A 23,380-nucleotide genomic window follows, 5' to 3' on the forward strand; every position below is an offset into this window, starting at 1 on the left:
TTGGCTCTAGGCTACCCGATCGGGCCATCTCCAGCCAATGGAATTCATCAAGACGCGCTACACCGCATCCGCCGGCACGAAGCAGCTGATGATGATGGCCCCGCGGTGGTGGACGTACCACACCACGGCCTGGCCGATCGGATTGCCCTGGTCGCGGATGATGGCGCGTTCGGGCACTTCCATCCATTGCCCTTCGATCGGCACCCAATAGCTGCCCGCGCGCACGTCGTAGTCGGTGCGATGGCCGTCGGAGATGTCGCAGCAGGGCACGCCGTTCGGCGCGATCACGCTCTTGAACCAGGCGCGGATGTCGGGCGGGACGTGATCATATTGCCCGTTGTCGAACGCGAACGCAGCGCTCGTCAGCGCCGTCATCGCGATCAGCCAAACGCACAGTGCGAGCCTTCGCATGCGATCCTCCGCCGCATTCCGATTCGTATCGTTGATGCGATTAAGCCCGAGCTGACAGCGCATTGCATGCTCAAATAATATGCGCGCGAGAGGCGCGGCGGATGATGCGTTGCGGCATGATCTTCGCTATGGCGTCTCGATCGAGGCGAGCAGCGATTTTGGCGCGACATTGCGCCAGGCCATATCGAGCGCGCTTCGCAGCGTCACCTGATCGACCTTCGCCAGCTTCACATTCGTGCTGCCGTTCTTGCCCCAGGCGCCGGGCACCGGGCGAAACATCGCCGGCTCCGCATCGATGAGCATGGCCTGCTGGTCCGGCGTCAGCTTCACCATACCCCATGTGTCATCGGGATAGCCCATCGTCGCGAACACGCGCTTGCCGACGCGGAAGTCGGCATGGCCGTGATGCGCGCCCTCGATAACACCGGGAAATGCGAGTGCGGCCTTACGAAAGCGGGCTTTCGACATATCGTCTGGCTGCCGCTCCTACATCGTCCGCTGCGGCGCGGTCTGTAGCAATTGCCTGACCTGCTCGCTGTAGAACTTTGCATTGCCGGTGGTGCCGTGGCCGCGCGTCTCGGCGCTCGCCGGGATCAAATAGAGGCGGCCGTTCTTGACCCGCTTCATGGCAGCGTCCGTGAGGCCGGTCTCGGGCGGGTTGCGTTCGTCATCGGCCGAGTTGATCAGCAGCAGCGGGGCCTCGATCGCCTCCAGCTTCTCGCTCGCATTGTAGTCGTGCGAGGATTCCCATTGATAGACGAAGTCGTTGGCGTCCGCCGTGATCGGCGTCGCGAGCCGGTCATCGACGATCTTGTCGGCCTTCGCCGCGGTCGGCGCCTGCGATTGATAGGCCAGCGTCCCGCCGATGCTGGCGATCCCGTAGGCGGTGATGGCATATTTCATCATGCGCGGCTGGCCGGTGTAATTGCCGCCATTGTAGTCGGGATCGTTGCGGATGGTGTCGAGCATGATCCGCCGCATCATCCAGTTGCGCGATGCCATCTCGGTCGGCTGCGCGGCCATCGGGACCAGCGCGTCCATCGCCTTCGGATATTTCTCGCCCCACAGCCAGGTGTGCATGCCGCCCATCGAATTGCCGATCACGAGCCGCAGATGCTTGACCCCGAGGCCTTCCGTCACCAGGCGATATTGCGCCTCGACCATGTCCTCGTAATTGTATTTCGGAAAGCTCGTCTTCATGCCGTCGGAGGGCTTCGACGATTTGCCGTGGCCGATATTGTCGGGAATGATGATGTAATATTTGGCGGCGTCGAGCGGCTGCCCCGGGCCGAACAGCTCGCCGGCAAAGGAAGGCGTCAACATGCTCGCACCCGACCCGCCTGTGCCGTGCAGCACCAGCACGGGCTGGCCCGAGGGTTCGCCGACCGTGGTGTAGTGCAGCTTCAGTTCCGGCATGGTCTCGCCAGTGTGGAACTTGAAATCCCGGGCGATCCAGTCGCCCTGCTTCGGGGGCGGATAGTCGGCTGCCCCTCCTGACGTCGAGATCGATAGCAGGATGGCCGACAGCGCGACGCAAGAAGCTCTCATGTTCCTAATCCCCCGTGCGGCTCGTGTCCGGCGGCCGCTTTGCGGCGGAACCTAGCACAAATGCGGGAAGGATGTAGGATTTCCCCTCCGCCAACCGTCCTCGAGGGAATATCCGGAGAAAGTGCATGTGCCGCAATATCAAGACGCTGTTCAACTTCGAGCCGCCGGCGACCGAGGATGAGATCCACGCCAGCGCGCTGCAATTCGTGCGAAAGCTGTCGGGTTTCAACAAGCCGTCTCAGGCCAACGAAGCGGCGTTCGAGCGTGCGGTGGCCGAGGTCTCCGAGGCCGCGCGAAAACTCCTGACTTCACTGCATACCCATGCGCCGGCGCGCGACCGCGAGGTTGAGGCGGAAAAGGCCAAAGAGCGCTCGCGGCTGCGCTTCGGTACGTGAGCTCGGGCAGCGTGCTCCGTGATCTGCCTCACGGTATCTGCTGCCTCGGCTTGCGAAGGTGCCGGCCGGGGTATTGATCGCCCGGAGCACGACATGAGCCGCCCCCTTCTTCCCTTGAAAGCAGGTGCCATCGTCTTCACGCTGCTGTGGACCGCGTGGATGATGTGGTGGAGCGGCTCGTTCTCCAGCGCGAATGTGGTCATCCTCGCCCTGTGCGGCGCGGCGGTCGGCTATCTCTGGTATCGCGCCATGCGCTGGCAGTTCGAGCGCATGGGCATGCTGCCGCGGCGCGAGGATCAGCCCGAATAGACTGGTCGGCTATTGCTTGTGGCCCTGCTTCTTCTTCTTCTTTTTCTTCTTGTGATCGTCGCCGTCGTCGCCCTCGTCGCCGACGATTGCCTCGTCGGTCTCCTGGACGGCGGCTTCGAGCGCTTCGCGCTCAGCGGCTTCGCGCTCGCGCTGGCGGCGGCGCTCGTCCCAGGCGTCGAAGAGCTGGTCGAGCCACGGCAGCACCTGCTCGATCGACGGCAATTGGCCGGGCGGACCCGGCTCGCCGCGCGGGCCTTGCGGCCCCGCCGGCCCCTGCGGTCCGGCAGGTCCCGGCGCGCCGGCTGGCCCACGCGGACCGGCTTCGCCCTGCTTTCCTTGCGCTCCGGCCTTTCCGACCGGGCCCGGCTTGCCTTGTGGCCCGGGCTTGCCGCGCGCGCCGTCGGGGCCGCGCCGGCCCGGATGACCTTGTGGCCCCGGTCGTCCCGGCTCGCCTTGCCGCCCACGAGGACCCTGAGGCCCCGGCCGTCGTCCCTGGTCGTCTGCCACGCCACTGCTCCCTTCACCCGAAGCAAGCTACTTAGCGGCGTTTGACGACAGCAGCAATTCTGCCCGCGCATCGTGCCAGGCTTGATCAACATCAATCGGCGGCGCGAGCGGCCGTGTCATCGATCGCGCGCGGCTGCGCAGCGCGTTGTCGCGGGCGGGCTAAAGTCGCGCGCTAGTCCTGATGGGCAGGCACGTCGATGCCAGAGGCGGCATAGAGCTTGATCTTGTTGCGCAGCGTGCGCACCGAAAGGCCGAGCACGCGCGAGGCCCGCGTGCGGTTGCCGTCGCAGCGCGCCAGCGTCTGCAGCACGAGCTCACGCTCGACCTCGTCGACGGTGGCGCCGATCAGAAGCGGAACGATCTGGTTTGGCGCAAGGAATTGTGCGTCCGGTTCGGACGCGGCGACATGAACAGTGGTCATCAATACACCTCCCGATCAACGCCCGCTTCCATCGTCGGAAGCGGATCGAGAACCAACGACCCCCAAGCCGTGAATCTACGGTGGCCGGGTTTGGTTAATGAAGGGTTAATTGGGAGGTGCTGTACCGAATTGATCTTGGGAATGCCGCGAAGCCGCCGCGATTGGGGGCCTCGCGCCTCATACCGTTCGATAGCCGCCGTCCACCATCACGATGCTGCCGGTGACAAAGGCCGACAGATCGGAGGCGAGGAACACCGCAGGCCCCACGATGTCCTCGGGCTTGCCGGTGCGCGCCAGCGGCGTGTGATCGACGAAAGCCTGCACCAGCGCCGGATTTGTCGCACGCACATGGACGTTGATGTTGGTCTCGATGAAGCCGGGCCCGATCGCGTTGACGCGCACGCCGTCCTTGCCGAGCTCGACCGCGAGCGCCTTGGTGAAGCCGAGCACGCCATGCTTCGAGGTGGTGTAGGCCGCCGAGCTCGGCGTGCGCAGATGCACGAAGGACTGGATCGAGCCGATATTGACGATGCGGCCTTTGCTCGCGCGCAAGGGCGCGAGGAATGCCTGCGTCATGTTGAAGACGCCGTTGAGGTTGAGCGAGATGATGTCGTTCCAGTCCTTCGCCACCGTCTCGGTCTCCGCGGTGAAGGCGTTGCGGCGGGTGATGCCGGCGTTGTTGACGAGGATCGAGACCTGCCCGACCTTGTCCGCGACTTGCTTCGCCAGCGCAAAGCAATCCTCGCGTCGGGTCACGTCGAGCGCAAAGCTCTCGGCCTTGCCGCCCGATGTTCGGATCTCCTGCGCCGCCTCCGCCACCGTCTCGGCGTTGACGTCGAGCAGCACGATTTGCGCGCCCTCCCGCGCATAGCCGGCGGCAATCGCCCGGCCGATTCCGGAACCCGCGCCGGTGACGACGGCAATGTGGTTCGCGAGCAACGCCATGGCATATTCCTCCCGTTTTCGTTTCGAAGTTTCACGAAAAGCTAACTCGAAATTAAGGGGTCGGAAACGGCGGCCTTGGCATACTGATCTTGATTGCTAAACGTTGCGCGCATGATGGAACGGCTCGACTCCTGGAAACTCGCTCTGGAACGCCTGCGGTCGGCGCAATCGGCCGATTGGGCCGAGGCCGGCCGGCTCGTGGCCGAGATCGCGCGGATGAGCGGCGACGTCACGCTGCGCCAGGCCGCCGAGCAGGCGCTGCCGGTGCTGCGCCAGGCCGTCGACAATGACGATCACAGCGTGACGCTGGCGGCCCAGCGTCGTCTCGGTGTGGTGCTCGAGGTCGTGCACGATCTGACCGCACCGCGCTTCGGCCGCCGCAACGCCGCGCCGAAGAAGCTCTCCAGCGAGGATCGCGCCCGCAAGATGCTCGGCCTGCCGCTCGCGGTGCAACTCACCTGCGAGGACATCAACCAGGCCTATCGCCGCGCCGCCAAGGGCCTGCATCCCGATCTCGGCGGCAGCGCCGAAGCCTTCATCGATCTCGCCGCCGCGCGCGACATCCTGATCCATCCCGGCGCGCACAAGGACGCGTGAAGGCGCCACGGCACGCGTTCACGCAACACAAAAACAACCGGGCAAGGACGCATGCCCGTCCTTGCCCGGCTCTTCGTCCGCCGATCGAAAGTTTACCAGGTGCAGCTACCGCTCTTGAGCGCGGCGTCCTTCGCCGCGAGGGCGTCGAGGAAGGTCGGCACGCTGGCGCTGGCGCGGTGGTAGCCGGCCGGCCACGGCGTGGTCGGGATGCTCTCGTCCCAGATCTGGCAGAAGCCGGTGTCCTGCCAGCGGATCAGATGATAGCTGGCTTCAGCCGGGCTCGCGGCGACGAACGCAGTGACGGCAAGACCGGCGGCAGCGCACAGCATGGAAATACGACGCATGATCAGCTCCTCAAATGAATGATGTGATGCGCCTCCCGACAATGACGGGGAGGGGTGGTGCGGGACGCTGTGGCATGCGCCCCGGACAAGATGTGAGTAGTTCCACCGGCCGCCGAGGTTCAAAGAATGTGTGCTGGACCTGCGTGATTTCGGGCGGGAAACGCTTCAGGCCAGCGCAAAGAAAAAGGGCGGATCGCCCGTGCGACCCGCCCTTCGAATGCGATTCTCGCGTCCGGCTCAGAGCGTGCACTTCCGCTCGGTGCGCATCTTGATCTGCAGGTCGGAGGCCTGCTGGAAGGTCGGGAGCGGCTTGCTGACGACCTTGTAGGTCGAGACCCCGAACTGGAACGGCTTGTACTGCAGGTCCTCGTTCCAGACCTGGCAGATGCCGGTGTTGTCCCAGCGGATCACGTAATAGCCGACCTTGGCTGAGGCCGGCACGGCGAACACGGAAGAGGCGATGCCGGCAACGGCACAAAGCGCGAGAAGGCGGCGCATGAAGTATCTCCTTGTGGGACATGGGACCGGAAAAATTCGTGCGGTAAAAGCAGGCCCTTTGCAAGCCGGGGAGCCGCCATTCACGGACATGTCAGCCGTGCCTTGAGCATTTGGTTTGGCAGCGTGCCCGATGGGCCACACGCAGCTTAATCCGCTCCTACTTGGCCAACGAGGCGACCGCCTCGATCTCGATCAGCATCTTCGGATCGGGCAGCGCCTGCACCACGCATGTGGTGCGCGCCGGATACGGCGGCGGGCCGAAGGCGCCGGCATAGAGCGCGTTCATGGCGGCAACGTCCGAGGCGCGGGTCAGGAGCACGTTGACCTTGACGAGATCGTGCATGCCGGCGCCGGCCTCGCCCAGCACGCGCTTGATGTTGACGACGACGTTGGCGAACTGCGCCTCGAAGCCATCGGGCAGCGCGCCTGATACATCGAAGCCGGGAATGCCGGAGACGAACAGGAGATCACTGATGCGCGTCGCAAAGGACAGCGGCGGCGCCTTGACGTGCGGCGGGGGCGCGAAATGCTGGATCGGCATGGGATCACCTCAGGACGGGGGAGGACGCATGAGCGTAGCGGCAAGACGTGGGCTACTCAAAACAAAAGTGCGAAAACAACCCCATGCACAGTAGGGATGGTGCGGAGATCATTGGGATTTTTGGAAATTCGGGATTGCGGAAGTATCCGCTTGCTCCGTCGGGCAAAACAGGGGCAGTATGGCACGATGGCGGTTGGTGCCTTTGATCGCTGGCGGTTCGCCTTTTCCTGCCGGCGGCAAGAGCCGGTATCCATCCATCTCGTCATTGCGAGGAGCTCTTGCGACGAAGCAATCCAGACTGCCTCCGCGGAACGATTCTGGATTGCTTCGCTACGCTCGCAATGACGGGGCATGAGGACCTTCCGCGAGTCTCGCTGCCGCTGCACTTGCGGAAACTGCCGTCCCATCATGTTGCCGCCCCGATCGATCAGGTACATTCGCTCCGTCTGATTCGAATCCTCCCCTAAAAAAACAGCCCCCGGAGACCCCCATGAAGCTCGCATCCACCTTCCGCGCCGCGTGCCTCGCCATCGTCGCGCTGGCTGGCCTCTCGACGACCGCGCGCGCCGACAGCGGCTTCGTGACGCTGACGATCTACAAGGCCGGCTGGATCATCGGCGGCTCCGGCGGCTCCGGCGTGCTGAACTTCCGCGGCCGCTCTTACGGGCTCTCCACCGGCGGCATCGACTATGGCCTCGTGTTCGGGGGATCCAAGACCGTGCTGCGCGGCCGCGTCAGCAACATCAACCGGCCCTCGGACGTCGCCGGCGTCTACGGCGCCGCCGGCGCGGGCCTCGCCGTCGGCGCCGGCGCCCGCGCCATCGTGCTGACCAACCAGAAGGGCGCGGTGCTGGAGCTGACCGGCACGCAGGTCGGCCTGATGGCGAATGCGGATCTCAGCGGGCTTGCGATCACGATGCGGTAAAGCGAGGTGCCGTAGGGTGGGCAAAGGCGCGCTTGCGCCGTGCCCACCAACTCTCGGCGATGGCCGGCGGCCATCTTTCGAGACGGCTGCTTCGCAGCCTCCCCAGGATGAGGCCTGTGGCCGAGGCGACGGCGCTGGTGGGCACGCTTTCGCTTTGCCCACCCTACGAGACTGCGGACTTCGCGCTCACCATCGCATGAATGCGCTCGCAATGCGCGACGAGGTTTGCGTGCGCATCGACGAAGGCCTTCAATGGCGTCGGGATCGGAAAGTAAGAGATGTTGGCGATGAAGCCGTAGATGCCGGCATCAACGCTCGTCGGCGCCGCGCCGTGCACGAAGCCTTGCGCCGGCACGATCTCCGCCAGCACCTGCAAGTCGGCGAGCCCCCGGGCATAGGCCTGCTCGGGCGTGTAGCGGCCGATGCCCTGGAAGTGATAGCGCTGCGCGTTGTAGGCCTTGGCTTTCTCGAAGCCATCAGCGTCGATCTGCGGGTGCTGCGCGATGAAGGCGTCGCGGAACGCCGGATAGAAGCACTCGTCCTTCCAGCGCGAATAGGACATCACCCAGTAGAGATCGTCGAGCATGCGCGTGACGAAATGGTTGGTGCGGCGCCGCTCTGGCGACAAGCCGGCATCGATCGTCAGGCGATATTTTGCGATCGCATGCGCGATGATGGTCTCGCTGTCGCCGATGGTCTCAAAGTCGTCGACGACGTAAGGCAGCTGGCCGCGCGGGGCGGCGGAGGCATCGAAGACGTGCTCATGCACGAACGGCACGCCCGCGAGCTTGAGAAAGGCAAAGACCTTGAGGCCGTAGCCGTTGTTGTCGGCGACGCCGAAGAGCTTTGGGTAGGAGTAGAGGGTCAGCATGGGCGGGCTCCTCCGGGGTGGTGGAGGCTAGAATGCAGGAGGGGCGCGGCGGGCGCAACGGTTGGGCCTGGCACAGCTCTCGTAGGGTGGGTTAGCCGCTCACGAGCGCAGTCGTTCAACGCGCGAAGGTGCAAGGCGTAACCCACCACCTTCGTATCCGCCGAAACAGAAGCGGTGGGTTACGCCGCACGGACTGCGCTTCGCGCAGCCGCGCGTCTAACCCACCCTACGAATTACGAACGCGATGCCGCGTTGAACACCGCCAATTGCGCCTCGAACGCCCGCCTGAACGCCGGCCGCGCCTCGCCGCGCGCGACATAGGCGGCAATGTCGGGGAATTCGTCGAGCAGGCCTGACGTGTTCAATCGCCGCAGCACCGTCACCATCATGAGATCACCGGCGCTGAAGGCGCCGTCGAGCCAGTCGGCCTTGCCAAGGCGGCGGGACAATTCGTCGAGCCTGATGCGCACGTGCTCCTGCAAGCTCGGCAGGCGCTCGGCGTACCAGCTCCTGTCGCGTTCGAGCATCATGGCCATGCTGAGCTCGACGATCGGCGGCTCCACCGTGCTCAGCGCGGCGAAGATCCATGCGATGGCGCGGACGCGCGCGTTCGCATCCTTCGGCAGCAAGCCGTCATGGCGCTCGGCGATGTGGAGCACGATCGCCCCGGATTCGAACAGGGCGAGGTCGTCATCCTCGTAGGTCGGGATCTGCCCGAACGGATGCAGTGCAAGATGCGCAGGCTGCTTCATCGCGGCGAAGGAGAGGAGGCGAACGTCGTAGGGCTGGCCGACCTCCTCCAACGCCCAGCGGACGCGCATGTCACGCGCCTGCCCGCGGCCGCGGTCGGGCGAGTTTTCGAAGGCTGTGATGGTGGGCATGGGGGCTCCGGGAGGTGGGCGGTTGCGCTCGGAGGACGAATGGCGGGCGCGGTTTCCGACAGGTTAGTGGGATTTCCCGCCGGTCGAAAAAATTCCGCTTCTCAATGTCGGAACGCCGCTCCCGGCCGCGTCCTTGGAGCAGCCGCCCCCAAAGGACCCCGCTCATGACCTCCATCACGCCGTTTCTCTGGTTTGACAACAACGTCCCGGAAGCCGTCGCGTTCTACAAATCGGTGTTTCCCAACGCAAAAGTCGAGACCGTCAGTGACTTCATGGCGGTGTTCGAGCTCGAAGGCCAGCGCTTCAACGCGCTCAACGGCGGCCCCCAATACCGCTTCAACGAGGCGGTGTCGTTCTTCATCAGCGTCGAGACGCAAGAGGAGGTGGACTACTTTTGGAGCCGGTTGATTGCGGACGGCGGAGAAGAGTCCCGCTGCGGCTGGCTCAAGGACAAGTTTGGCCTGTCCTGGCAGGTGATCCCGGCAGCGCTCGGGCGCTATCTCGGCGACCCCGACCGCACCAAAGCGAACCGCGTGATGCAGGCGATGATGGGGATGCGGAAGATCGTGATCGCGGATCTGGACAAGGCGTATGCGGGGTGAGGGGGTCGACGGTGCCGTAGGGTGGGTTAGGCGAAGCCGTAACCCACCATCCTTCCTCGATTGCTGGACGAAATTGGTGGATTACGCCGGCGGACTGCGCTTCGCGCAGCCGCGGGCTAATCCACCCTACGCAGCAATCCACGCCGCAAGCTCCCGCCACGGCTCCAGCGTCCAATGCCCCGATGCAGCACCCGACGGCGAGGGCAGCACGAATGTCTCCAGCCAGCTTCCATGGGGTGGCTGCCGCCCGAGCGCAATCCCGCGCGACGGCCTGCCGTAAAACAAGCTCGCCGCCTTCTTGCTCGTGAACGCAATCGTCCGCGGCCGGTACTTGTCCATCTTCGCCCTGAAGCCCCGCACGTCGATCGTCTCCGCCGCGATCTGGTGATCCATCCCGGCGCCCGTCTTGCAGAGATCGGAAAGGCCGATCCCGAGCTCGATCAGGCTAGCGAATTCGCTCGGCTGATAGCGCCGCGGCGTGATCCCGGCTTCATGGGTCGCACGCCAGAAACGGTTGCCGGGATGAGCGTAATAGTGCCCGAGCTCGGCCGAGCGCGTCGAGGCGGCGGTGCCGACGAAGACGAGGCGGAGGCTGGGGCGGAGGAGGTCGGGGAGGCGGTGGGGAGTGGTCAAGCGGTTGCGCTCGCTAAAGATGTAAGATGCTTCCATCTATCGATGGCGTCTTGTAAGTTAACTTGATTGCGTATGCATAAGACCAAAGAGATTTTGGAGGGAACGTGGCGAAGCTTCATGACGCGTTCATAAGTCACGCAAGCGAAGACAAGGCGAGTTTTGTTCGTCCGTTAGCAGAATTCCTGAGAGCTGCGGGAGTAATTGTTTGGTATGACGAATTCTCATTGAAGGCGGGTGACAGTTTGTCCCGATCAATAGACAAGGGGCTCGCTGGAAGTAAATTCGGAATTGTAATTTTATCAGAGGCGTTTCTCAAAAAGCGCTGGACCGAGTATGAATTAAGTGGGCTTGTTGCAAAGGAAGTAAACGGAAGAAAGACGATCATTCCGGTTTGGTTTAATATAACTAAGCGCGATGTCCTAAAATTCAGCCCCACACTAGCGGACAAGTTTGCTCTTACCGCAGATAACAAATCTGTTGAAACGACCGGATTCAAGATAATCGAGCTGGTGAAGCCTGATCTGTTTGCGCGGGTTCATCAGCGCCTAGCCACAATGCAGTACAGTCGATTTGGACGTGCCGTTGATCTGGATCCGAAGTACGCTAAAAAGGCCCCTATTCGACATGCCAAACTTTCGACGGAGCTTACCTCGAGAATTCGTTTGATTCGCGCGGCGCTCCTCGATGTCTATCCAATGTCGATGAACGAATGGATTGACGGGTTTCGCAGAGATACGAACCCCGAGACTGAAGTCGCAGTTTGGGAGCGGATCGCGTCCGTGTACCTTGAGCACAGCTATGGCAAGCCGAAATCTGCTCGGAAAAACATATACGACCAAGTGTTCCAAATTATCTCTTTTGGTAAGTCGGAGGGAATTCCTGATGATCTTTTGGACAGAGCGTCGAGCGCTTCGGCCATAGAGGGGAAAGAGCAAGAGCGATATTCAGTTAGCTCGTATAGCATGCTTGCGTCGAGCGAAGATGAGGTTGTGTTTAGCGATGGCGCTAAAGCGTTCGAAGGCGTCCCGAACGACGTTATAATCAAACTACGCATCGATGAGCTTAACGTGCAGCTAGAAACGATAGGGAATGTTGCCATCGATGTCTCTGAGCTACAGAGTGAGCAGGTTCGCAAAATTATGGCCGAAGCCGGCGCGATTCTAGGAAGAGACAAAAGAACAGGAAACCAAGCGATATTCTACGGGCTAGATACGCTGCGGCAGTTTAGCCAAAGCAAAGAGGATGTCCGCTTTCCTAGGCCAGTAGTTGAAGTCTCATATGATAGCGCTGGCGATCAACTAGAATACCTTATTGCGGCGGTCACCATTCTAAAGGGAGGCTGCTGTTATAATTCATAACTTGAATATTTCTAGCTGAGGTTTGCGAATCGCGAAGGGTGCCCCTCAACAAGAGAAGTGCCTTGCGGCGCTGTCGAAGGTCGGTCGGATAAGTTGGCTTCCACGCGATAAAGAGGGGCCGGGCTTTCGCCCGGCCCCTCGAAAGATGCCCGAGCAAGCCCGGGTATAAAAAGTGGAGAGGCTCACAGCACCCGATTGCTCTCCTTCACCTTCTCCGCATCCAGATAAACGCTGCTCCCCATCTCCTTGAACTTCGCGCTCATCCTGGCCATGCCGTCTTCGGCCGTGCCCTGCATCGACATGCCCACGCTGTTCGGATCGTTCAGCGTTGCCGCATAATCCCGCACGTCCTGCGTAATCTTCATCGAGCAGAATTTTGGACCGCACATCGAGCAGAAATGGGCGACCTTGTGGGCTTCCTTCGGCAGGGTCTCGTCGTGGAAGCTCTTTGCCGTGTCCGGATCGAGGCCGAGGTTGAACTGGTCGGTCCAGCGGAATTCGAACCGGGCGCGGGAGAGGGCGTCGTCGCGCAGTTGTGCGGCGGGGTGGCCCTTGGCGAGGTCCGCGGCGTGGGCGGCGATCTTGTAGGTGATGACGCCGGTCTTGACGTCGTTGCGGTCGGGCAGACCGAGATGCTCCTTGGGCGTGACGTAGCAGAGCATGGCGCAGCCGAACCAGCCGATCATGGCTGCGCCAATGCCCGAGGTAATGTGGTCATAGCCCGGCGCGATATCGGTGGTCAGCGGTCCCAATGTGTAGAACGGCGCTTCGCCGCACTCCTTCAGCTGCTTGTCCATGTTGATCTTGATCTTGTGCATCGGCACGTGGCCGGGGCCTTCGATCATGACCTGGCAGCCCTTGTCCCACGCGATTTTCGTCAGCTCGCCGAGGGTTTCGAGCTCGGCAAACTGTGCGCGGTCGTTGGCGTCTGCGATCGAGCCCGGACGCAGGCCGTCGCCGAGCGAGAACGAGACGTCATACTTGCGCATGAGGTCGCAGATCTCGTCGAAATGGGTGTAGAGGAAGCTCTCCTTGTGATGCGCCAGGCACCACTTCGCCATGATCGAGCCACCGCGCGAGACGATGCCGGTGACGCGGTTGGCGGTGAGGTGGATGTATTGCAGGCGCACGCCGGCGTGTATGGTGAAATAGTCGACGCCCTGCTCGCACTGCTCGATCAGCGTGTCCTTGTAGAGCTCCCAGGTGAGCGCCACCGGGTCGCCGTTGCACTTCTCCAGCGCTTGGTAGATCGGCACGGTGCCGATCGGCACCGGCGAGTTGCGCAGGATCCACTCGCGCGTGGTGTGGATGTTGCGCCCCGTGGAGAGGTCCATCACGGTGTCGGCGCCCCAGCGGATCGCCCACACCATCTTCTCGACCTCTTCCTCGACCGAAGACGTCACCGCCGAGTTGCCGATATTGGCGTTGATCTTGGTCAGGAAGTTGCGGCCGATGATCATCGGCTCGAGCTCAGAGTGGTTGATGTTGGACGGGATGATGGCGCGGCCGCGCGCGATCTCGTCGCGCACGAACTCCGGCGTGATGAAGGCCGGCACCGATGCGCCGAAGCTCTCGCCGTCGGCGAGGGCCGTTTCCGCGCGCTCGAGCTGTGCCTTCCGGCCAAGGTTTTCGCGGGCGGCGACGTAGATCATCTCCTTGGTGATGATGCCGGCACGGGCGAATTCGAGCTGCGTGATCTTGTGGCCGTCGAGGCCGCGCAGCGGCCTGTGATAGGCGCTGAACGCGCGCGCGGCCTTGTCGGTGGAGACGCTGCCATTGTCCTCCGGCTTGATCTGCCGGCCCTCATATTCCTCGACGCCGCCGCGCTCCAGCACCCATTGCTTGCGATTGCGGGCTAGGCCCGCGTTGACGTCGATGGTGACGCTGGGGTCGGTGTAGGGGCCCGAGGTGTCGTAGACGGGCAGGTTCGGCTCGCCGGCGCCTTCGGAGAGGATGATCTCGCGCAAGGGCACGCGGATGTCCGGCGCGGCGTCGGGGGTCGCAAAGATCTTGCGCGAGGAGGGCAGCGGGCCGGTGGTGACGGCGGGGATGGTTTTGTCGGGGTTGGAGCGGATGTTCATGGGATCCTCCTTAATTCGTCAGTTTCGCTGCGCGAGAGACAATTACCGCCGTCATCCCCGCGAAAGCGGGGATCCAGTACTCCGAGGCAGTGCGGCTGGAGCCGTGAAGCCGCGGCGTACTGGATCGCCCGGTCAAGCCGGGCGATGACAGTTGAGTGTGGGGTAGGAGTGGGGCCTGCATCATGCCGCCTCCTTCGACTGGCCGAGCCATTGCTGCACGCGGGCGTCGGGATCGGGGTTTTGGGTGACGTCAGACACGACCGCGATTGAGTCCGCGCCCGCCGCAAAGATCTCCGCGGCGTGCTCGAACTTGATGCCGCCGATGGCGACCAGCGGAATGGTGCCGATGCGCTGCTTCCATTCGGTGATCTTCGGAATGCCCTGCGGCTCGAAGCGCATCGATTTGAGCGTGGTGAAGAAGATCGGGCCGAGCGCGACGTAGTCCGGCTTGGCTTTGAGCGCGGTTTCAAGCTCGGCGTCGTCATGGGTGGAGATGCCGAGGGAGAGGCCGGCCTCGCGGATCGCGTTGAGGTCGGCTTCGGCCAAATCCTCCTGTCCGAGATGCAGGTACTTCGCGCCGGCGACGATGGCCGCGCGCCAATAATCGTTCACCACCAGCTTGGCCTGCGTGTCCTTCGTGATGGCGAGCGCGTCGCTGACGATCTGCAGCGCGTCGGCGTCGTTCAGCTCTTTCGCGCGCAGCTGGATGGTGCCGACGCCGAGCTTGGTCAGGCGTTCGACCCATTGGAGGCTGTCGACGACGGGATAGAAGCGATCAGGATACGGCATGCCAGAACGGGGTCCCAACGACAGGGGTGGAGGGCGAGGCGAAGTCGCGGGCGTTCATCAGCCCGGCCTCGTAAGCGGTGCGGCCGGCCTCACAGCCGAGGCGGAAGGCGTTCGCCATCGCGACGGGATCGGCGGCTTTGGCAATGGCGGTGTTGAGCAGCACGGCGTCATAGCCGAGCTCCAGCGCGTGCGCGGCGTGGGAGGGCGCGCCCAGGCCGGCGTCGACCACCAGCGTGATGTCGGGCAGCCGCTCGCGCAGCAGTTTCAGCGCATCGCGGTTGGTGATCCCCTTGGCGCTGCCGATCGGCGCGGCCCACGGCATCACCACCTTGCAGCCGGCGTCGACGAGGCGGCTCGCGACCGAGAGGTCCTCGGTGCAATAGGGGAAGACCTCAAAGCCGTCCTTGATCAGGATGCTGGCGGCTTCGACGAGGCCGACGACATCGGGCTGCAGCGTGTCGTTGTCGGCGATGACCTCGAGCTTGATCCAGGAGGTAGCGAACAGTTCGCGCGCGAGCTTGGCGGTGGTCACGGCCTCGCGCACGGTGCGGCAGCCGGCGGTGTTCGGCAGCACGGTCACGTCGAGCTCGCGGATCAGATTCCAGAACGCATCCCCGGTCTTGCCGCCGGCGGATTCGCGGCGCAGCGACACCGTGACGATGCTGGCACCGGAGGCGCGGATCGCCTCCTGCATGATCGCAGGCGAGGGATAGAGCGCGCTGCCGATCAGCAGGCGGGAGGCGAAGGTTTTGCCGTAGAAGGTCACCATGTGGGTGTTTCCTCGATTGACGCTCTCTCCGCCGTCATTGCGAGCGAAGCGAAGCAATCCAGAGATTCATCCGCGGAGACACTCTGGATTGCTTCGTCGCTGCGCTCCTCGCAATGACGGGAGGAACCGACCTGAACGGGCAACAGATAGAAGGCGCGCTTCGTCCTCATCCTCACCCTCCCTGCCGCGGCGTGATGATCTCGATCTCGTCGCCGGGCTTCAAGCTTGTCTCGGCCCAGCGGCTTTTCGGCACGACGTCGTAATTGAGCGCGATGGCGAAATGGCTGCCTTCGTAGTCGAGCTCGGCGAGCAGCGCATCGACGCTGGCCGCGCTGACCTCGCGCTGCTCGCCGTTTATGATCACAAGCATTGGACGATCACGCGCATTGCATCACCTCGTTGTCGATCTGGCCGCGCTCGACATAGGCGAGCGTCAGCTCAGCGAGCGCCGGCGCGATCAGGAAGCCGTGGCGGTAGAGGCCGTTGACGCTGATCCTGCGATCGCGAATGCCGATGCGCGGCAAATTGTCGGGAAAAGCAGGCCGAAGCCCTGAGCCGAACTCGACGATGCGGGCTTCGCCGAACGCCGGGTGCACGGTGTAGGCCGCGCCCAAAAGCTCCAGCGCCGAGCGGACGCTGACGCCGGTGTCCTCCGCCTCGATCGAGGTCGCGCCCAGCATGAACAGGCCGTTCTCGCGCGGGATCACGTAGAGCGGCCAGCGCGGATGGATCAGCCGCACCGGGCGCGCCAGCTGCACCTCGTCCGTCTCGATCAGGATCATCTCGCCCTTGACGCCGCGAAGCTCGCTGTGTTCGTCGCGGGCATTGATGCCGCGGCAATCGATTACGATGCCGTCGAGGTCGTTCGCGCTGACGTCGCTGCAGAACTTGATGGTGCCGCCGGCAGCCTTGATGCGCTCGTGCAGCTTCGGCAGCACGCGGCGCGGCTCGACATGGCCCTCGGCGGGGAAGAACAACGCGTCGCGGAAGCGGCCTTCCAGCGATGGCTCGAGCGCGGCAAGGCTAGCTGCATCGAGCCGGCGGTGATGCTCGGTCATGCGGGCGAAGCGCTCGAAATCGTTGCGCTCGCGGGGGTGGGCAACGACCAGCGAGCCGTTGAACGGCGTGTCCGGCAGCTCGCGCCGCCAGAGATCGAGCGAGCGCAGACCGAGGCGGCTGATGATGGGTTCGGCGATTTCGGCCTCGCAATAGGGCGCGAGCATGCCGCCGGCCCAATGGCTGGTGGCATCCGTCATCGCCTCGTCACCGCGCTCGTGCAGGGTGACGGCGTGGCCGGCCTGTGCGAACAGCAGCGCCTGCCACGCGCCCGCGATGCCTGCGCCGATGATGGAAACCGGTGAATCCGGTCGCTTGGTGGTCTGCAACATCCCTGTCCCTTCGCCGGCATGACCCGGATCAGGTTCAAAGGGTCACCGCGGTCCTGGGCGGTATTGCCCATTTAGCGGTATCTCAGCTCCTCCTCGGAGCACCCCTCGGAACGGTGCCAATGTATGCCAGCGGGGCGGGGTGGTCAACGCGTGTTGGCTCGGAACCCGACCGTGCCCCGGACGCGAGCTTACTTGAGCGCCTGCGCCCGTGCGTTGCGGACGCGCTGGGCGAGCTTCCTGTGCGTCGGCGCGCCGAACATCGGCTGCGGATTGCCGTTCGGCTCGAGCCAAGGCTGACCCATAGTGGCCTGGCCCATGGTCTCGCCCGCATTGGCGACCTGCATGGCCTCCTGTCGCTGGCGCTTTGCAGCGTAGTAATAGCCGCCTGCGAAATAACGCACGGCTCGCGCGTGATCGCCATTGGCGGCGCGGTAGGCGCCGGCGAGGTACTTCACGGCGTAGGTGAGGTTGGTGTTGGGATCGCGCAGGCCCGCGGCATCGCCGGTGTAGCCGACCCCGCGCGCGGTCGCGAGCTTGATCTGCATCAGCCCGATGGTGCCGCCGCGGCCGACGAGGTACGGTTGATAGCGGCTTTCGCGCATGATGACGCGGTGCACCAGCGCCTCCGGCACGCCGTTGGCGCGGGCATGGGCGGCAACCATCTCGGCATATTCGGCTTCGCCGGCGAAAGCTGCCTGCGGCAACGTCAATCCGGCCGCGAGCAGCGCGACGACTCGTAAGATTTTCATCGAAATATTCCTCGGCAGAACGGACCCGCACCCCAGCGCGTTAGGCCGTGGGAACACGGCGATGATGTGGCGAAATGTCACCAGCTGCGATTTTCGCCGGCTCGTCGCGTTTACGACTTAAACCTGCGTTAAGCTCCGAGTTGGTGGAGCGCCTTACCCGACAGCGGGTCTGTCCATTCGCGCATTCGCCCAACAATCGTCACTCAAGACCAGCACTCGGGAGGACGTCCATGACCCCTGTAGACATCGACGACATCCCCAAGCAGAACCCTTGTGCACAATGTGGCACACCGATCCCGTTCCCTGACTGGATCGAGCCAGGCGAAGGCCGCGTCTCCTATCTCTGGACCTGCCGCGCCTGCAATTATCGCTTCGAGGCGGTGGCGATCTTCCCGCACGAGGCCATCGAGCACCCGCCGCTCGCGGCTTGATCACGCGGCAAGGCGCGGCGCCTGCGAGACCGGCAATTGCATCCGTACGATCAGGCCATGCGGCTTGCGGTCGTGCAGCGACAGCTCGCCGCCATGGGCGAGTGCGATCGCGCGCGCGATCGACAGGCCGAGCCCGAAGCCGGTGGACTCGTCCATGGTGCGCGCCTCGTCGCCGCGCACGAACGGCTCCAGCATCTCTTGCTTGCGCGCATCATCGGCGGGGAACCGTGCATCGCAAAATGTTCCGGAGTCACGCAGGAACAGTAGGAACAGTTCGCGCATTGCGCGACGAAATTGCGGCGCGCACGGAACTGCGCGTGATCAGCGCTGTTTTCTCCGCACAAGGTTTTCGCAAGGAGAGGACACCATGATGAAATCGATCGTCACCGGCCTCGCCGGTACCGCCCTGCTCGCGACCGTCGCGTTCGCGCAAACGCCGCCCGCCACCACCGACAAGGCGGCCCCTGCGGCCACCGCAACGACCACGACGGCTTCCGGCCAGTGGCGCACCTCGAAGATGGACGGCCTGAAGGTCTACAACGAGGCCAACGAGAACATCGGCACGATCAACGACCTGCTGATGGACAAGAACGGTGACATCAAGATCGCCGTGATCGGCGTCGGCGGCTTCCTCGGCATGGGCGAGCATCTGGTGGCCGTGCCCTACGAGAAGCTGAAGTTCGTCAACGAGCCCGTCGCCTATACCGGCACCGGCGCGAACACCGGCGCCAAGCCCGCCGGGACGACGACCGGCGCTGCGACCGGCACCGACAGGCCCGCGGCGCCCGCGGCGACGTCGTCCGCGTCGAAATGGTATCCGGACCACGCCGTGTTCAATGCCAGCAAGGACGAGCTGAAGAACATGCCGCAGTTCAAGTACGCGGAGTAATGCCGTTCGCGTAACGGCCTGAACGAAGCGCGCCTGGTTTTCACCGGGCGCGCCGTCGTGTCTTCGTTCGCCCGCGTCATTGCGAGGAGCTGTTGCGACGAGCTGCGCTCGCAATGACGGAAATTGTGCCGGCAATCAGCTCCCGGTGCCCTTGAGCCGTTCATTGCGCCGGCGCAGGGCTTCCAGGGTGGCGAGGAGGATGACCGAGATTGTCGTCAAAATCACCGCCGCTGCGGTGATGGTGGGGCTGATGTTTTCGCGGATGCCGCTGAACATCTCGCGCGGCAGGGTGCGCTGCTCGGGACCTGCCATGAACAGCACGATCACCACCTCGTCGAAGCTGGTCGCGAAGGCGAACAGCGCGCCTGACGCCAGGCCTGGCAGGATCAGCGGCAGGATCACGCGACGGAAGGCTTCGAGCGGCGAGGCGCCGAGCGAGGCGGCGGCGCGTGCCAGATTGGTGTCGAAGCTCTGCAGCGTCGCACCGACCGTGATCACCACGAAGGGTGTCGCCAGCGCGGTGTGAGCCAGGATCAGGCCGAGATAGCTGCCCGTCAGCCCGATCGGTGCGAAGAAAAAGTACAGGCCGACCGCGGTGATGACCCCGGGCACGACCACCGGCGACAGCACGAAGGCCAGCACGAGCGGCTTGAACCGGCTCTTCCACTGCGCCAGCCCCAGCGCGGCCATCGTCCCAAGGACCATGGACAGCAGCGTCGAGGCGACACCGATGATCATGCTGTTCTTGAGCGAGTTCATCCAGCGCGGCGAAGTGATGAAGTCGTCGTACCAGCGCAAGGAAAGGCCCGGCAGCGGATAGGTGAGGTACGCGCTAGAGCTGAACGACAGCGGCATGATCGCGAGGATCGGCGCGATCAGGAAGATGAACACCAGCGTGGAGACAACGATGGTCGCGGTCCACGCGATGCGCTGGCTGGGCGTGCGCAAGGAGGAATTGTCGCTCAATTCTTCATCCCTCCCGTGACCTGCTGGCCCTGCACCAGCTTGCCGTAGACGAGAGCGAGCAGAACGGTGGCCAGCAGCAGCACCGCACCCAGCGCCGAAGCAAGGCCCCAATTGGCCGTCTCGGTCGTGTAGAGCGCGATGAAGTAGCTGATCATCTGGTCGGCGGCGCCGCCAACGAGGGCCGGCGTGATGTAGTAGCCGAGCGCCAGGATGAAGACGAGCAGGCTGCCCGCGCCGATGCCGGGCAGCGTCTGCGGCAGGTAGATCCGCAGGAAGGCGGTGAGGGGTGGCGCACCGAGCGAAGCGGCGGCCCGCATGTAAGCAGGCGAGATCGCCTTCATGCTGCTGTACAGCGGCAGGATCATGAACGGCAGCAGGACGTGGGTCATGGCGACGCAGACGCCGAAGCGGTTGTAGATCAGGCGGAGCGGCGCATCGATGATGCCGAGCCAGTGCAGGCTGTCGTTGACGACGCCCTTGCTCTGCAACAGGACGATCCAGGCGCAGGTGCGGACCAGGAGCGACGTCCAGAACGGCAGCAGCACGAAGATCATCAAGAGGTTCGACCGGCCAGGCGGCAGCGTCGCCAGGAGGTAAGCGACCGGGAAACCGAGGATCAGGCAGAGCGCCGTGACACCGAGGCTGATGAGAAAGGTGCGGAGGAAAATGTCGCGGTAGATGGCCTGATCCGGTGGAGCGGCGACGATCGCGCCGTCCGCGTTCCGCGTCAGGTCGAGCGCAGCGAGCAGGTAGAAGCCGGTGATCGGGCCGCGCGCCTCCTTGATCGTGGTCCAGGTGGCGCGTTCGCGCCAGGCGGGGTTGATCTTGCCCAGCGTCTCCTTGGCCGTCCCAGGCTCCGGCACCGCCTTCAGATTGCGTGCCGTGCTGGTCAGGATCGTGCGGAAGCCGTTGAGCGCGTAGTTGAGCCGTTTGGCCGCAATCGCGACGGTGCCGGCGGCGCGCGCCGCCAGGATGTCGCTTGCCAACGCCGCATAGGCCTTCTCATCCGGCAGGTCCTTGCCGTCCCAGCTGGCGAGAGCCGCTGTTGTTTGCGGCAGGACCTGACGCACCTCCCAGTCCTCGACCGCGCGCCACAGCATACCGGCAATCGGGCCTGCGAAGGTGAAGAGCAGAAACAGCAGAAGCGGCAGGACCAGCGCCAACGCCTTGACCTGGCGTGTCCGCTCAGCGCGCCTCAATCGGCGTTTGAGCGGCACCTCGGTCTTGGCGTCAGCGCCAGTCAGGAGCACGTTCGTCATTGATCGCTATTTCGCGGCCCACTTGTTGAAGCGCTCGGTCAGGCGGTCGATGTTCTCGAGCCAGAAGGCGACGTTGATCTCGACCGCGTTCTTGATGTTGTCGGGCGCAGTCGGCAGATCCTTCAGAACGGCGGGCGCGAGCCGGCCGGCGGCGTCCTTGTTCGACGTCCCGTAAGCAATGTTCTCCGACAGCTTGGACTGGTTCTCCGCCTTGCCGACGAAATCCAGGAACTTGTAGGCCGCGTCCTTGTTCGGGCTCCCCTTCAGAATGACCCAGCTGTCGAGGGTGAACAGCGCGCCGTCCCACACCATGCCGAAGTTCTTCTTTTCGTTCTTGTTCGCGGTGTCGATGCGGCCATTGTAGACCGAGGTCATCGCCACCTCGCCGGAGGCGAGCAATTGCGGCGGCTGCGCGCCGGCCTTCCACCAGACGAGGTCGCCCTTGATGGTGTCGAGCTTCTGGAACGCGCGCTCAACGCCCTCGTCGGTCGCCAGCACGTGGTAGACGTCCTTTGGTGGGACGCCGTCGGCCATCAGCGCGATCTCCAGCGTGGTCTTCGGACCCTGACGCAGAGCGCGCTTGCCCGGAATCTTCTTGGTGTCGAAGAAGTCGGCCCAGCCCTTCGGGGCCTCCTTCAGCTTGTCCTTGTCGTAGCCGAGCACGAAATCGTAGAGGATGGCGCCGACGCCGCAAGGATTGACCGACGGCGGGATATAGGCGGCCTCGCCGCCGATCTTGGAATAGTCCAGCTTCTCGAACAGGCCTTCCTCGCAGCCGACCGCGAGCTCGTCGCTCTCGACCTGGACGACATCCCAGGTGGCGGCACCTCCCTGCACCTTGGCGCGCAACACGCCGACGCCGCCGTCCCAGGATTCGTCGTTCATCGCAACGCCGGATGCCTTCTTGAACGGCTCGAAATAGACCTTCTTCTGGGCCTCCTGATACGCGCCGCCCCACGAGACGACGGTGAGGTCACGCGCCTCTGCGATCGTGGCCAGCGCAGCACTGGCGCTCAGTGCCGCGGCGAAACCCAGAGCAATCTTGCGCTTCAGCATGGTCTTCGTTCCTTCTTCATGTGAGTTGCGTTGACATTGATTGTTTCAGCTTCGCCGGCGGCAGATCAGACCGGATTGAGGGCGAGGCAGTCCTCCGGGCGGAAGGTGATGAATACGGTTCCGCCATGTTTCAGGCTGTCATGCGCTCCCGGCTGAAGCTTGACCATGAACTCGGCGTTGCCGGCGACATCGAGCACGGCCAGCGCGTGATCGCCGAGATAGATCGTGTTCTGGACCGTCGCCGGGAGCCGGTTCGGTCCCTCACCGGAATTGCCATTCGTGACGATTGCGACACGCTCCGGCCGCACCGACAGGGAGGTCGATGCGCCCGCGCCTGACACGTTGACCGCCCGCGCTGTCACGGTGCCGCCACCGGCCAGCGCGACGCTGCAATAGTCCTTGTCGATCGTCTCGACGGTGCCGGCGAGCACATTGTTCTCGCCGATGAAATGGGCGACGAAGCTGTTCACGGGATGCTCATACAGCGCGTCGGGGCGGTCGATTTGTTGCACGATGCCGTCGTTGAAGACGGCGATGCGGTCCGACATGGTGAGCGCTTCGCTCTGGTCGTGGGTGACATAGACGATCGTGATGCCCATGGTCTCGTGCAGCTGCTTGATTTCCAGCTGCATCTGCTCGCGCAGACGCTTGTCGAGGGCGCCGAGCGGCTCGTCCATCAGCACGAGCTGCGGATTGAACACCAGCGCGCGAGCCAGCGCCACGCGCTGCTGCTGACCGCCGGACAATTGCCCGGGCCGCCGGTGCGCCAGGGTTTCCATCTTGATCATGCGCAACGCCGCGTTGACGCGCTCTTGCGTTTCCGCCTTGCTCGACTTGCGAACCGATAGCGGGAAGGCGATGTTTTCCGCGATCGTCAGGTGCGGAAACAGGGCGTAGTTCTGGAACACCATGCCGATGTCGCGCCTGTGCGGCGGCACGTTCTTGATCGGCCGGTCCGCGAGGTAGATCTCGCCATGGGTCGGCACCTCGAAGCCGGCCAGCATCATCAGCGTGGTCGTCTTGCCCGAGCCCGACGGCCCGAGCAAGGTGATGAACTCGCCCTTCCTGATGTCGAGGTCGAGGTTCTTCACCACGAGATGCTCGCCATCATAGGTCTTCTGAATGCCTGAAAAACGCACCAGCGCCGGCGCAGGCGTGACCATGCCGGCTTCCATGTTGTCCTCGCGTTGTCCCCTACAATGCCGAGCGAGATTAGC

The 23,380-nt window shown here is 63.9% G+C and carries 30 protein-coding genes, 1 pseudogene and 1 riboswitch; of the genes and pseudogenes, 8 read left to right on the forward strand and 23 right to left on the reverse strand.

From position 1 onward, the window contains the following. Nucleotides 1-57: 57 nt before the first annotated feature. The 3 genes from XI05_RS06360 to XI05_RS06370 form a co-directional block, all read right to left on the reverse strand. A complete protein-coding gene (locus tag XI05_RS06360) occupies nucleotides 58-411 on the reverse strand; it encodes a hypothetical protein (RefSeq protein ID WP_271499844.1) in 354 nt (117 codons plus the stop codon). A gap of 126 nt (nucleotides 412-537) precedes the next feature. Beyond that, nucleotides 538-879, reverse strand: coding sequence for an MmcQ/YjbR family DNA-binding protein (locus XI05_RS06365; RefSeq protein WP_271499846.1), 342 nt, complete (start codon nucleotides 877-879; stop codon nucleotides 538-540). A gap of 18 nt (nucleotides 880-897) precedes the next feature. Beyond that, nucleotides 898-1,959, reverse strand: a complete 1,062-nt coding sequence (locus XI05_RS06370; RefSeq protein WP_271499848.1) for an alpha/beta fold hydrolase — start codon at nucleotides 1,957-1,959, stop codon at nucleotides 898-900. Nucleotides 1,960-2,084: 125 nt separating this feature from the next. On the opposite strand from XI05_RS06370, the gene XI05_RS06375 reads away from it, so the two are divergent. Together XI05_RS06375 and XI05_RS06380 are read left to right on the forward strand one after the other, a co-directional pair. Further along, complete coding sequence (locus XI05_RS06375; protein ID WP_271499850.1) at nucleotides 2,085-2,354, forward strand: DUF2277 domain-containing protein; 270 nt, start codon at nucleotides 2,085-2,087, stop codon at nucleotides 2,352-2,354. A 93-nt stretch (nucleotides 2,355-2,447) separates the two neighbouring features. Beyond that, a complete protein-coding gene (locus tag XI05_RS06380; RefSeq protein ID WP_271499852.1) occupies nucleotides 2,448-2,663 on the forward strand; it encodes a hypothetical protein in 216 nt (71 codons plus the stop codon). A 9-nt stretch (nucleotides 2,664-2,672) separates the two neighbouring features. Here XI05_RS06380 and XI05_RS06385 read toward each other — a convergent pair whose 3' ends face one another. The 3 genes from XI05_RS06385 to XI05_RS06395 all read right to left on the reverse strand — a co-directional run bounded on the left by XI05_RS06385 (nucleotide 2,673) and on the right by XI05_RS06395 (nucleotide 4,536). Next, nucleotides 2,673-3,170 carry a collagen-like triple helix repeat-containing protein gene (locus tag XI05_RS06385; RefSeq protein ID WP_271499853.1) on the reverse strand — a complete coding sequence of 166 codons (498 nt, stop codon included), beginning with the start codon at nucleotides 3,168-3,170 and terminating at the stop codon, nucleotides 2,673-2,675. 172 nt (nucleotides 3,171-3,342) lie between these two features. After that, a complete protein-coding gene (locus tag XI05_RS06390) occupies nucleotides 3,343-3,591 on the reverse strand; it encodes a helix-turn-helix domain-containing protein (RefSeq protein ID WP_271499854.1) in 249 nt (82 codons plus the stop codon). Between the two features lie 177 nt (nucleotides 3,592-3,768). Next, nucleotides 3,769-4,536 carry an SDR family NAD(P)-dependent oxidoreductase gene (locus XI05_RS06395; RefSeq protein ID WP_271499855.1) on the reverse strand — a complete coding sequence of 256 codons (768 nt, stop codon included), beginning with the start codon at nucleotides 4,534-4,536 and terminating at the stop codon, nucleotides 3,769-3,771. 111 nt (nucleotides 4,537-4,647) lie between these two features. Between XI05_RS06395 and XI05_RS06400 the strand changes: the two genes are divergently transcribed. Further along, complete coding sequence (locus XI05_RS06400; RefSeq protein ID WP_271499856.1) at nucleotides 4,648-5,133, forward strand: J domain-containing protein; 486 nt, start codon at nucleotides 4,648-4,650, stop codon at nucleotides 5,131-5,133. A gap of 92 nt (nucleotides 5,134-5,225) precedes the next feature. On the opposite strand, the gene XI05_RS06405 is transcribed toward XI05_RS06400, so the two are convergent. From XI05_RS06405 to XI05_RS06415, 3 genes are all read right to left on the reverse strand, one after another. Further along, entirely contained in the window at nucleotides 5,226-5,477 is a 252-nt protein-coding gene (locus XI05_RS06405; protein WP_172786765.1) for a hypothetical protein, read from the reverse strand. Nucleotides 5,478-5,714: 237 nt separating this feature from the next. Then, on the reverse strand, nucleotides 5,715-5,975 hold the full coding sequence (locus XI05_RS06410) for a hypothetical protein (RefSeq protein ID WP_172786764.1): 261 nt from the start codon (nucleotides 5,973-5,975) through the stop codon (nucleotides 5,715-5,717). Nucleotides 5,976-6,132: 157 nt separating this feature from the next. Beyond that, complete coding sequence (locus XI05_RS06415) at nucleotides 6,133-6,516, reverse strand: RidA family protein (RefSeq protein WP_271499857.1); 384 nt, start codon at nucleotides 6,514-6,516, stop codon at nucleotides 6,133-6,135. Between the two features lie 490 nt (nucleotides 6,517-7,006). On the opposite strand from XI05_RS06415, the gene XI05_RS06420 reads away from it, so the two are divergent. Beyond that, nucleotides 7,007-7,441 (forward strand): hypothetical protein, encoded by a 435-nt coding sequence (locus tag XI05_RS06420; protein WP_271499858.1) that lies wholly within the window; start codon nucleotides 7,007-7,009, stop codon nucleotides 7,439-7,441. 163 nt (nucleotides 7,442-7,604) lie between these two features. Here the strand turns inward: XI05_RS06420 and XI05_RS06425 are convergent, their stop codons facing one another. Continuing rightward, nucleotides 7,605-8,312 carry a glutathione S-transferase family protein gene (locus XI05_RS06425; RefSeq protein WP_271499859.1) on the reverse strand — a complete coding sequence of 236 codons (708 nt, stop codon included), beginning with the start codon at nucleotides 8,310-8,312 and terminating at the stop codon, nucleotides 7,605-7,607. 233 nt (nucleotides 8,313-8,545) lie between these two features. Beyond that, nucleotides 8,546-9,193: a glutathione S-transferase family protein gene (locus tag XI05_RS06430; protein WP_271499860.1), complete on the reverse strand. Its 648-nt coding sequence runs from the start codon at nucleotides 9,191-9,193 to the stop codon at nucleotides 8,546-8,548. Between the two features lie 164 nt (nucleotides 9,194-9,357). Between XI05_RS06430 and XI05_RS06435 the strand changes: the two genes are divergently transcribed. After that, nucleotides 9,358-9,795 (forward strand): VOC family protein, encoded by a 438-nt coding sequence (locus tag XI05_RS06435; RefSeq protein ID WP_271499861.1) that lies wholly within the window; start codon nucleotides 9,358-9,360, stop codon nucleotides 9,793-9,795. Between the two features lie 126 nt (nucleotides 9,796-9,921). Here the strand turns inward: XI05_RS06435 and XI05_RS06440 are convergent, their stop codons facing one another. Beyond that, the gene (locus tag XI05_RS06440) at nucleotides 9,922-10,464 is read right to left on the reverse strand and encodes a mismatch-specific DNA-glycosylase (RefSeq protein ID WP_271499862.1); all 543 of its coding nucleotides are present in this window, start codon (nucleotides 10,462-10,464) and stop codon (nucleotides 9,922-9,924) included. A gap of 68 nt (nucleotides 10,465-10,532) precedes the next feature. On the opposite strand from XI05_RS06440, the gene XI05_RS06445 reads away from it, so the two are divergent. After that, nucleotides 10,533-11,786, forward strand: coding sequence for a toll/interleukin-1 receptor domain-containing protein (locus XI05_RS06445; protein ID WP_271499863.1), 1,254 nt, complete (start codon nucleotides 10,533-10,535; stop codon nucleotides 11,784-11,786). Nucleotides 11,787-11,968: 182 nt separating this feature from the next. Here XI05_RS06445 and thiC read toward each other — a convergent pair whose 3' ends face one another. The 6 genes from thiC to XI05_RS06475 form a co-directional block, all read right to left on the reverse strand. Continuing rightward, nucleotides 11,969-13,867, reverse strand: coding sequence for a phosphomethylpyrimidine synthase ThiC (thiC, locus tag XI05_RS06450; protein WP_271499864.1), 1,899 nt, complete (start codon nucleotides 13,865-13,867; stop codon nucleotides 11,969-11,971). A 180-nt stretch (nucleotides 13,868-14,047) separates the two neighbouring features. Further along, the gene (locus XI05_RS06455; protein WP_271499865.1) at nucleotides 14,048-14,656 is read right to left on the reverse strand and encodes a thiamine phosphate synthase; all 609 of its coding nucleotides are present in this window, start codon (nucleotides 14,654-14,656) and stop codon (nucleotides 14,048-14,050) included. Further along, on the reverse strand, nucleotides 14,643-15,425 hold the full coding sequence (locus tag XI05_RS06460) for a thiazole synthase (protein WP_271499866.1): 783 nt from the start codon (nucleotides 15,423-15,425) through the stop codon (nucleotides 14,643-14,645). Before XI05_RS06460 ends, XI05_RS06455 begins: the two co-directional genes overlap by 14 nt. 172 nt (nucleotides 15,426-15,597) lie before the next feature. Further along, nucleotides 15,598-15,795: a sulfur carrier protein ThiS gene (gene thiS / locus XI05_RS06465; RefSeq protein WP_271499867.1), complete on the reverse strand. Its 198-nt coding sequence runs from the start codon at nucleotides 15,793-15,795 to the stop codon at nucleotides 15,598-15,600. A gap of 7 nt (nucleotides 15,796-15,802) precedes the next feature. After that, nucleotides 15,803-16,813 carry an FAD-dependent oxidoreductase gene (locus XI05_RS06470; RefSeq protein WP_271499868.1) on the reverse strand — a complete coding sequence of 337 codons (1,011 nt, stop codon included), beginning with the start codon at nucleotides 16,811-16,813 and terminating at the stop codon, nucleotides 15,803-15,805. Next, nucleotides 16,801-16,929: riboswitch (TPP riboswitch) on the reverse strand. (Overlaps the previous gene by 13 nt.) Nucleotides 16,930-17,001: 72 nt before the next feature. After that, nucleotides 17,002-17,562, reverse strand: coding sequence for a lytic transglycosylase domain-containing protein (locus XI05_RS06475; protein ID WP_271499869.1), 561 nt, complete (start codon nucleotides 17,560-17,562; stop codon nucleotides 17,002-17,004). A 230-nt stretch (nucleotides 17,563-17,792) separates the two neighbouring features. On the opposite strand from XI05_RS06475, the gene XI05_RS06480 reads away from it, so the two are divergent. After that, on the forward strand, nucleotides 17,793-17,993 hold the full coding sequence (locus XI05_RS06480; protein WP_172787194.1) for a hypothetical protein: 201 nt from the start codon (nucleotides 17,793-17,795) through the stop codon (nucleotides 17,991-17,993). Here XI05_RS06480 and XI05_RS06485 read toward each other — a convergent pair. Beyond that, nucleotides 17,994-18,206, reverse strand: a pseudogene (locus tag XI05_RS06485) (ATP-binding protein); the annotation flags it as partial. It abuts the gene before it with no gap. 154 nt (nucleotides 18,207-18,360) lie between these two features. Here XI05_RS06485 and XI05_RS06490 point away from each other — a divergent pair. Further along, nucleotides 18,361-18,882, forward strand: a complete 522-nt coding sequence (locus XI05_RS06490) for a PRC-barrel domain-containing protein (protein WP_172787198.1) — start codon at nucleotides 18,361-18,363, stop codon at nucleotides 18,880-18,882. Between the two features lie 135 nt (nucleotides 18,883-19,017). Here the strand turns inward: XI05_RS06490 and XI05_RS06495 are convergent, their stop codons facing one another. From XI05_RS06495 to XI05_RS06510, 4 genes are all read right to left on the reverse strand, one after another. Continuing rightward, the gene (locus XI05_RS06495) at nucleotides 19,018-19,848 is read right to left on the reverse strand and encodes an ABC transporter permease (RefSeq protein WP_271499870.1); all 831 of its coding nucleotides are present in this window, start codon (nucleotides 19,846-19,848) and stop codon (nucleotides 19,018-19,020) included. After that, nucleotides 19,845-21,107 carry an ABC transporter permease gene (locus XI05_RS06500; RefSeq protein WP_271499871.1) on the reverse strand — a complete coding sequence of 421 codons (1,263 nt, stop codon included), beginning with the start codon at nucleotides 21,105-21,107 and terminating at the stop codon, nucleotides 19,845-19,847. Before XI05_RS06500 ends, XI05_RS06495 begins: the two co-directional genes overlap by 4 nt. Nucleotides 21,108-21,113: 6 nt before the next feature. Further along, entirely contained in the window at nucleotides 21,114-22,163 is a 1,050-nt protein-coding gene (locus XI05_RS06505; RefSeq protein WP_271499872.1) for an ABC transporter substrate-binding protein, read from the reverse strand. Nucleotides 22,164-22,228: 65 nt separating this feature from the next. Then, on the reverse strand, nucleotides 22,229-23,338 hold the full coding sequence (locus XI05_RS06510) for an ABC transporter ATP-binding protein (protein WP_271499873.1): 1,110 nt from the start codon (nucleotides 23,336-23,338) through the stop codon (nucleotides 22,229-22,231). Nucleotides 23,339-23,380 lie beyond the last annotated feature (42 nt).

The sequence above is a fragment of the Bradyrhizobium sp. CCBAU 11357 genome (assembly GCF_028128865.1).
GTDB lineage: Bacteria > Pseudomonadota > Alphaproteobacteria > Rhizobiales > Xanthobacteraceae > Bradyrhizobium.

What these genes read in the sequence shown, in the direction of transcription:
- XI05_RS06360 (WP_271499844.1), bottom strand. Translation starts at nt 411, where the DNA reads ATGCGAAGGCTCGCACTGTGCGTTTGGCTGATCGCGATGACGGCGCTG.
- XI05_RS06365 (WP_271499846.1), bottom strand. Translation starts at nt 879, where the DNA reads ATGTCGAAAGCCCGCTTTCGTAAGGCCGCACTCGCATTTCCCGGTGTT.
- XI05_RS06370 (WP_271499848.1), bottom strand. Translation starts at nt 1,959, where the DNA reads ATGAGAGCTTCTTGCGTCGCGCTGTCGGCCATCCTGCTATCGATCTCG.
- XI05_RS06375 (WP_271499850.1), top strand. Translation starts at nt 2,085, where the DNA reads ATGTGCCGCAATATCAAGACGCTGTTCAACTTCGAGCCGCCGGCGACC.
- XI05_RS06380 (WP_271499852.1), top strand. Translation starts at nt 2,448, where the DNA reads ATGAGCCGCCCCCTTCTTCCCTTGAAAGCAGGTGCCATCGTCTTCACG.
- XI05_RS06390 (WP_271499854.1), bottom strand. Translation starts at nt 3,591, where the DNA reads ATGACCACTGTTCATGTCGCCGCGTCCGAACCGGACGCACAATTCCTT.
- XI05_RS06395 (WP_271499855.1), bottom strand. Translation starts at nt 4,536, where the DNA reads ATGGCGTTGCTCGCGAACCACATTGCCGTCGTCACCGGCGCGGGTTCC.
- XI05_RS06400 (WP_271499856.1), top strand. Translation starts at nt 4,648, where the DNA reads ATGATGGAACGGCTCGACTCCTGGAAACTCGCTCTGGAACGCCTGCGG.
- XI05_RS06405 (WP_172786765.1), bottom strand. Translation starts at nt 5,477, where the DNA reads ATGCGTCGTATTTCCATGCTGTGCGCTGCCGCCGGTCTTGCCGTCACT.
- XI05_RS06410 (WP_172786764.1), bottom strand. Translation starts at nt 5,975, where the DNA reads ATGCGCCGCCTTCTCGCGCTTTGTGCCGTTGCCGGCATCGCCTCTTCC.
- XI05_RS06415 (WP_271499857.1), bottom strand. Translation starts at nt 6,516, where the DNA reads ATGCCGATCCAGCATTTCGCGCCCCCGCCGCACGTCAAGGCGCCGCCG.
- XI05_RS06420 (WP_271499858.1), top strand. Translation starts at nt 7,007, where the DNA reads ATGAAGCTCGCATCCACCTTCCGCGCCGCGTGCCTCGCCATCGTCGCG.
- XI05_RS06425 (WP_271499859.1), bottom strand. Translation starts at nt 8,312, where the DNA reads ATGCTGACCCTCTACTCCTACCCAAAGCTCTTCGGCGTCGCCGACAAC.
- XI05_RS06430 (WP_271499860.1), bottom strand. Translation starts at nt 9,193, where the DNA reads ATGCCCACCATCACAGCCTTCGAAAACTCGCCCGACCGCGGCCGCGGG.
- XI05_RS06435 (WP_271499861.1), top strand. Translation starts at nt 9,358, where the DNA reads ATGACCTCCATCACGCCGTTTCTCTGGTTTGACAACAACGTCCCGGAA.
- XI05_RS06440 (WP_271499862.1), bottom strand. Translation starts at nt 10,464, where the DNA reads ATGGAAGCATCTTACATCTTTAGCGAGCGCAACCGCTTGACCACTCCC.
- thiC (WP_271499864.1), bottom strand. Translation starts at nt 13,867, where the DNA reads ATGAACATCCGCTCCAACCCCGACAAAACCATCCCCGCCGTCACCACC.
- XI05_RS06455 (WP_271499865.1), bottom strand. Translation starts at nt 14,656, where the DNA reads ATGCCGTATCCTGATCGCTTCTATCCCGTCGTCGACAGCCTCCAATGG.
- XI05_RS06460 (WP_271499866.1), bottom strand. Translation starts at nt 15,425, where the DNA reads ATGGTGACCTTCTACGGCAAAACCTTCGCCTCCCGCCTGCTGATCGGC.
- thiS (WP_271499867.1), bottom strand. Translation starts at nt 15,795, where the DNA reads ATGCTTGTGATCATAAACGGCGAGCAGCGCGAGGTCAGCGCGGCCAGC.
- XI05_RS06470 (WP_271499868.1), bottom strand. Translation starts at nt 16,813, where the DNA reads ATGTTGCAGACCACCAAGCGACCGGATTCACCGGTTTCCATCATCGGC.
- XI05_RS06475 (WP_271499869.1), bottom strand. Translation starts at nt 17,562, where the DNA reads ATGAAAATCTTACGAGTCGTCGCGCTGCTCGCGGCCGGATTGACGTTG.
- XI05_RS06480 (WP_172787194.1), top strand. Translation starts at nt 17,793, where the DNA reads ATGACCCCTGTAGACATCGACGACATCCCCAAGCAGAACCCTTGTGCA.
- XI05_RS06490 (WP_172787198.1), top strand. Translation starts at nt 18,361, where the DNA reads ATGATGAAATCGATCGTCACCGGCCTCGCCGGTACCGCCCTGCTCGCG.
- XI05_RS06500 (WP_271499871.1), bottom strand. Translation starts at nt 21,107, where the DNA reads ATGACGAACGTGCTCCTGACTGGCGCTGACGCCAAGACCGAGGTGCCG.
- XI05_RS06505 (WP_271499872.1), bottom strand. Translation starts at nt 22,163, where the DNA reads ATGCTGAAGCGCAAGATTGCTCTGGGTTTCGCCGCGGCACTGAGCGCC.
- XI05_RS06510 (WP_271499873.1), bottom strand. Translation starts at nt 23,338, where the DNA reads ATGGAAGCCGGCATGGTCACGCCTGCGCCGGCGCTGGTGCGTTTTTCA.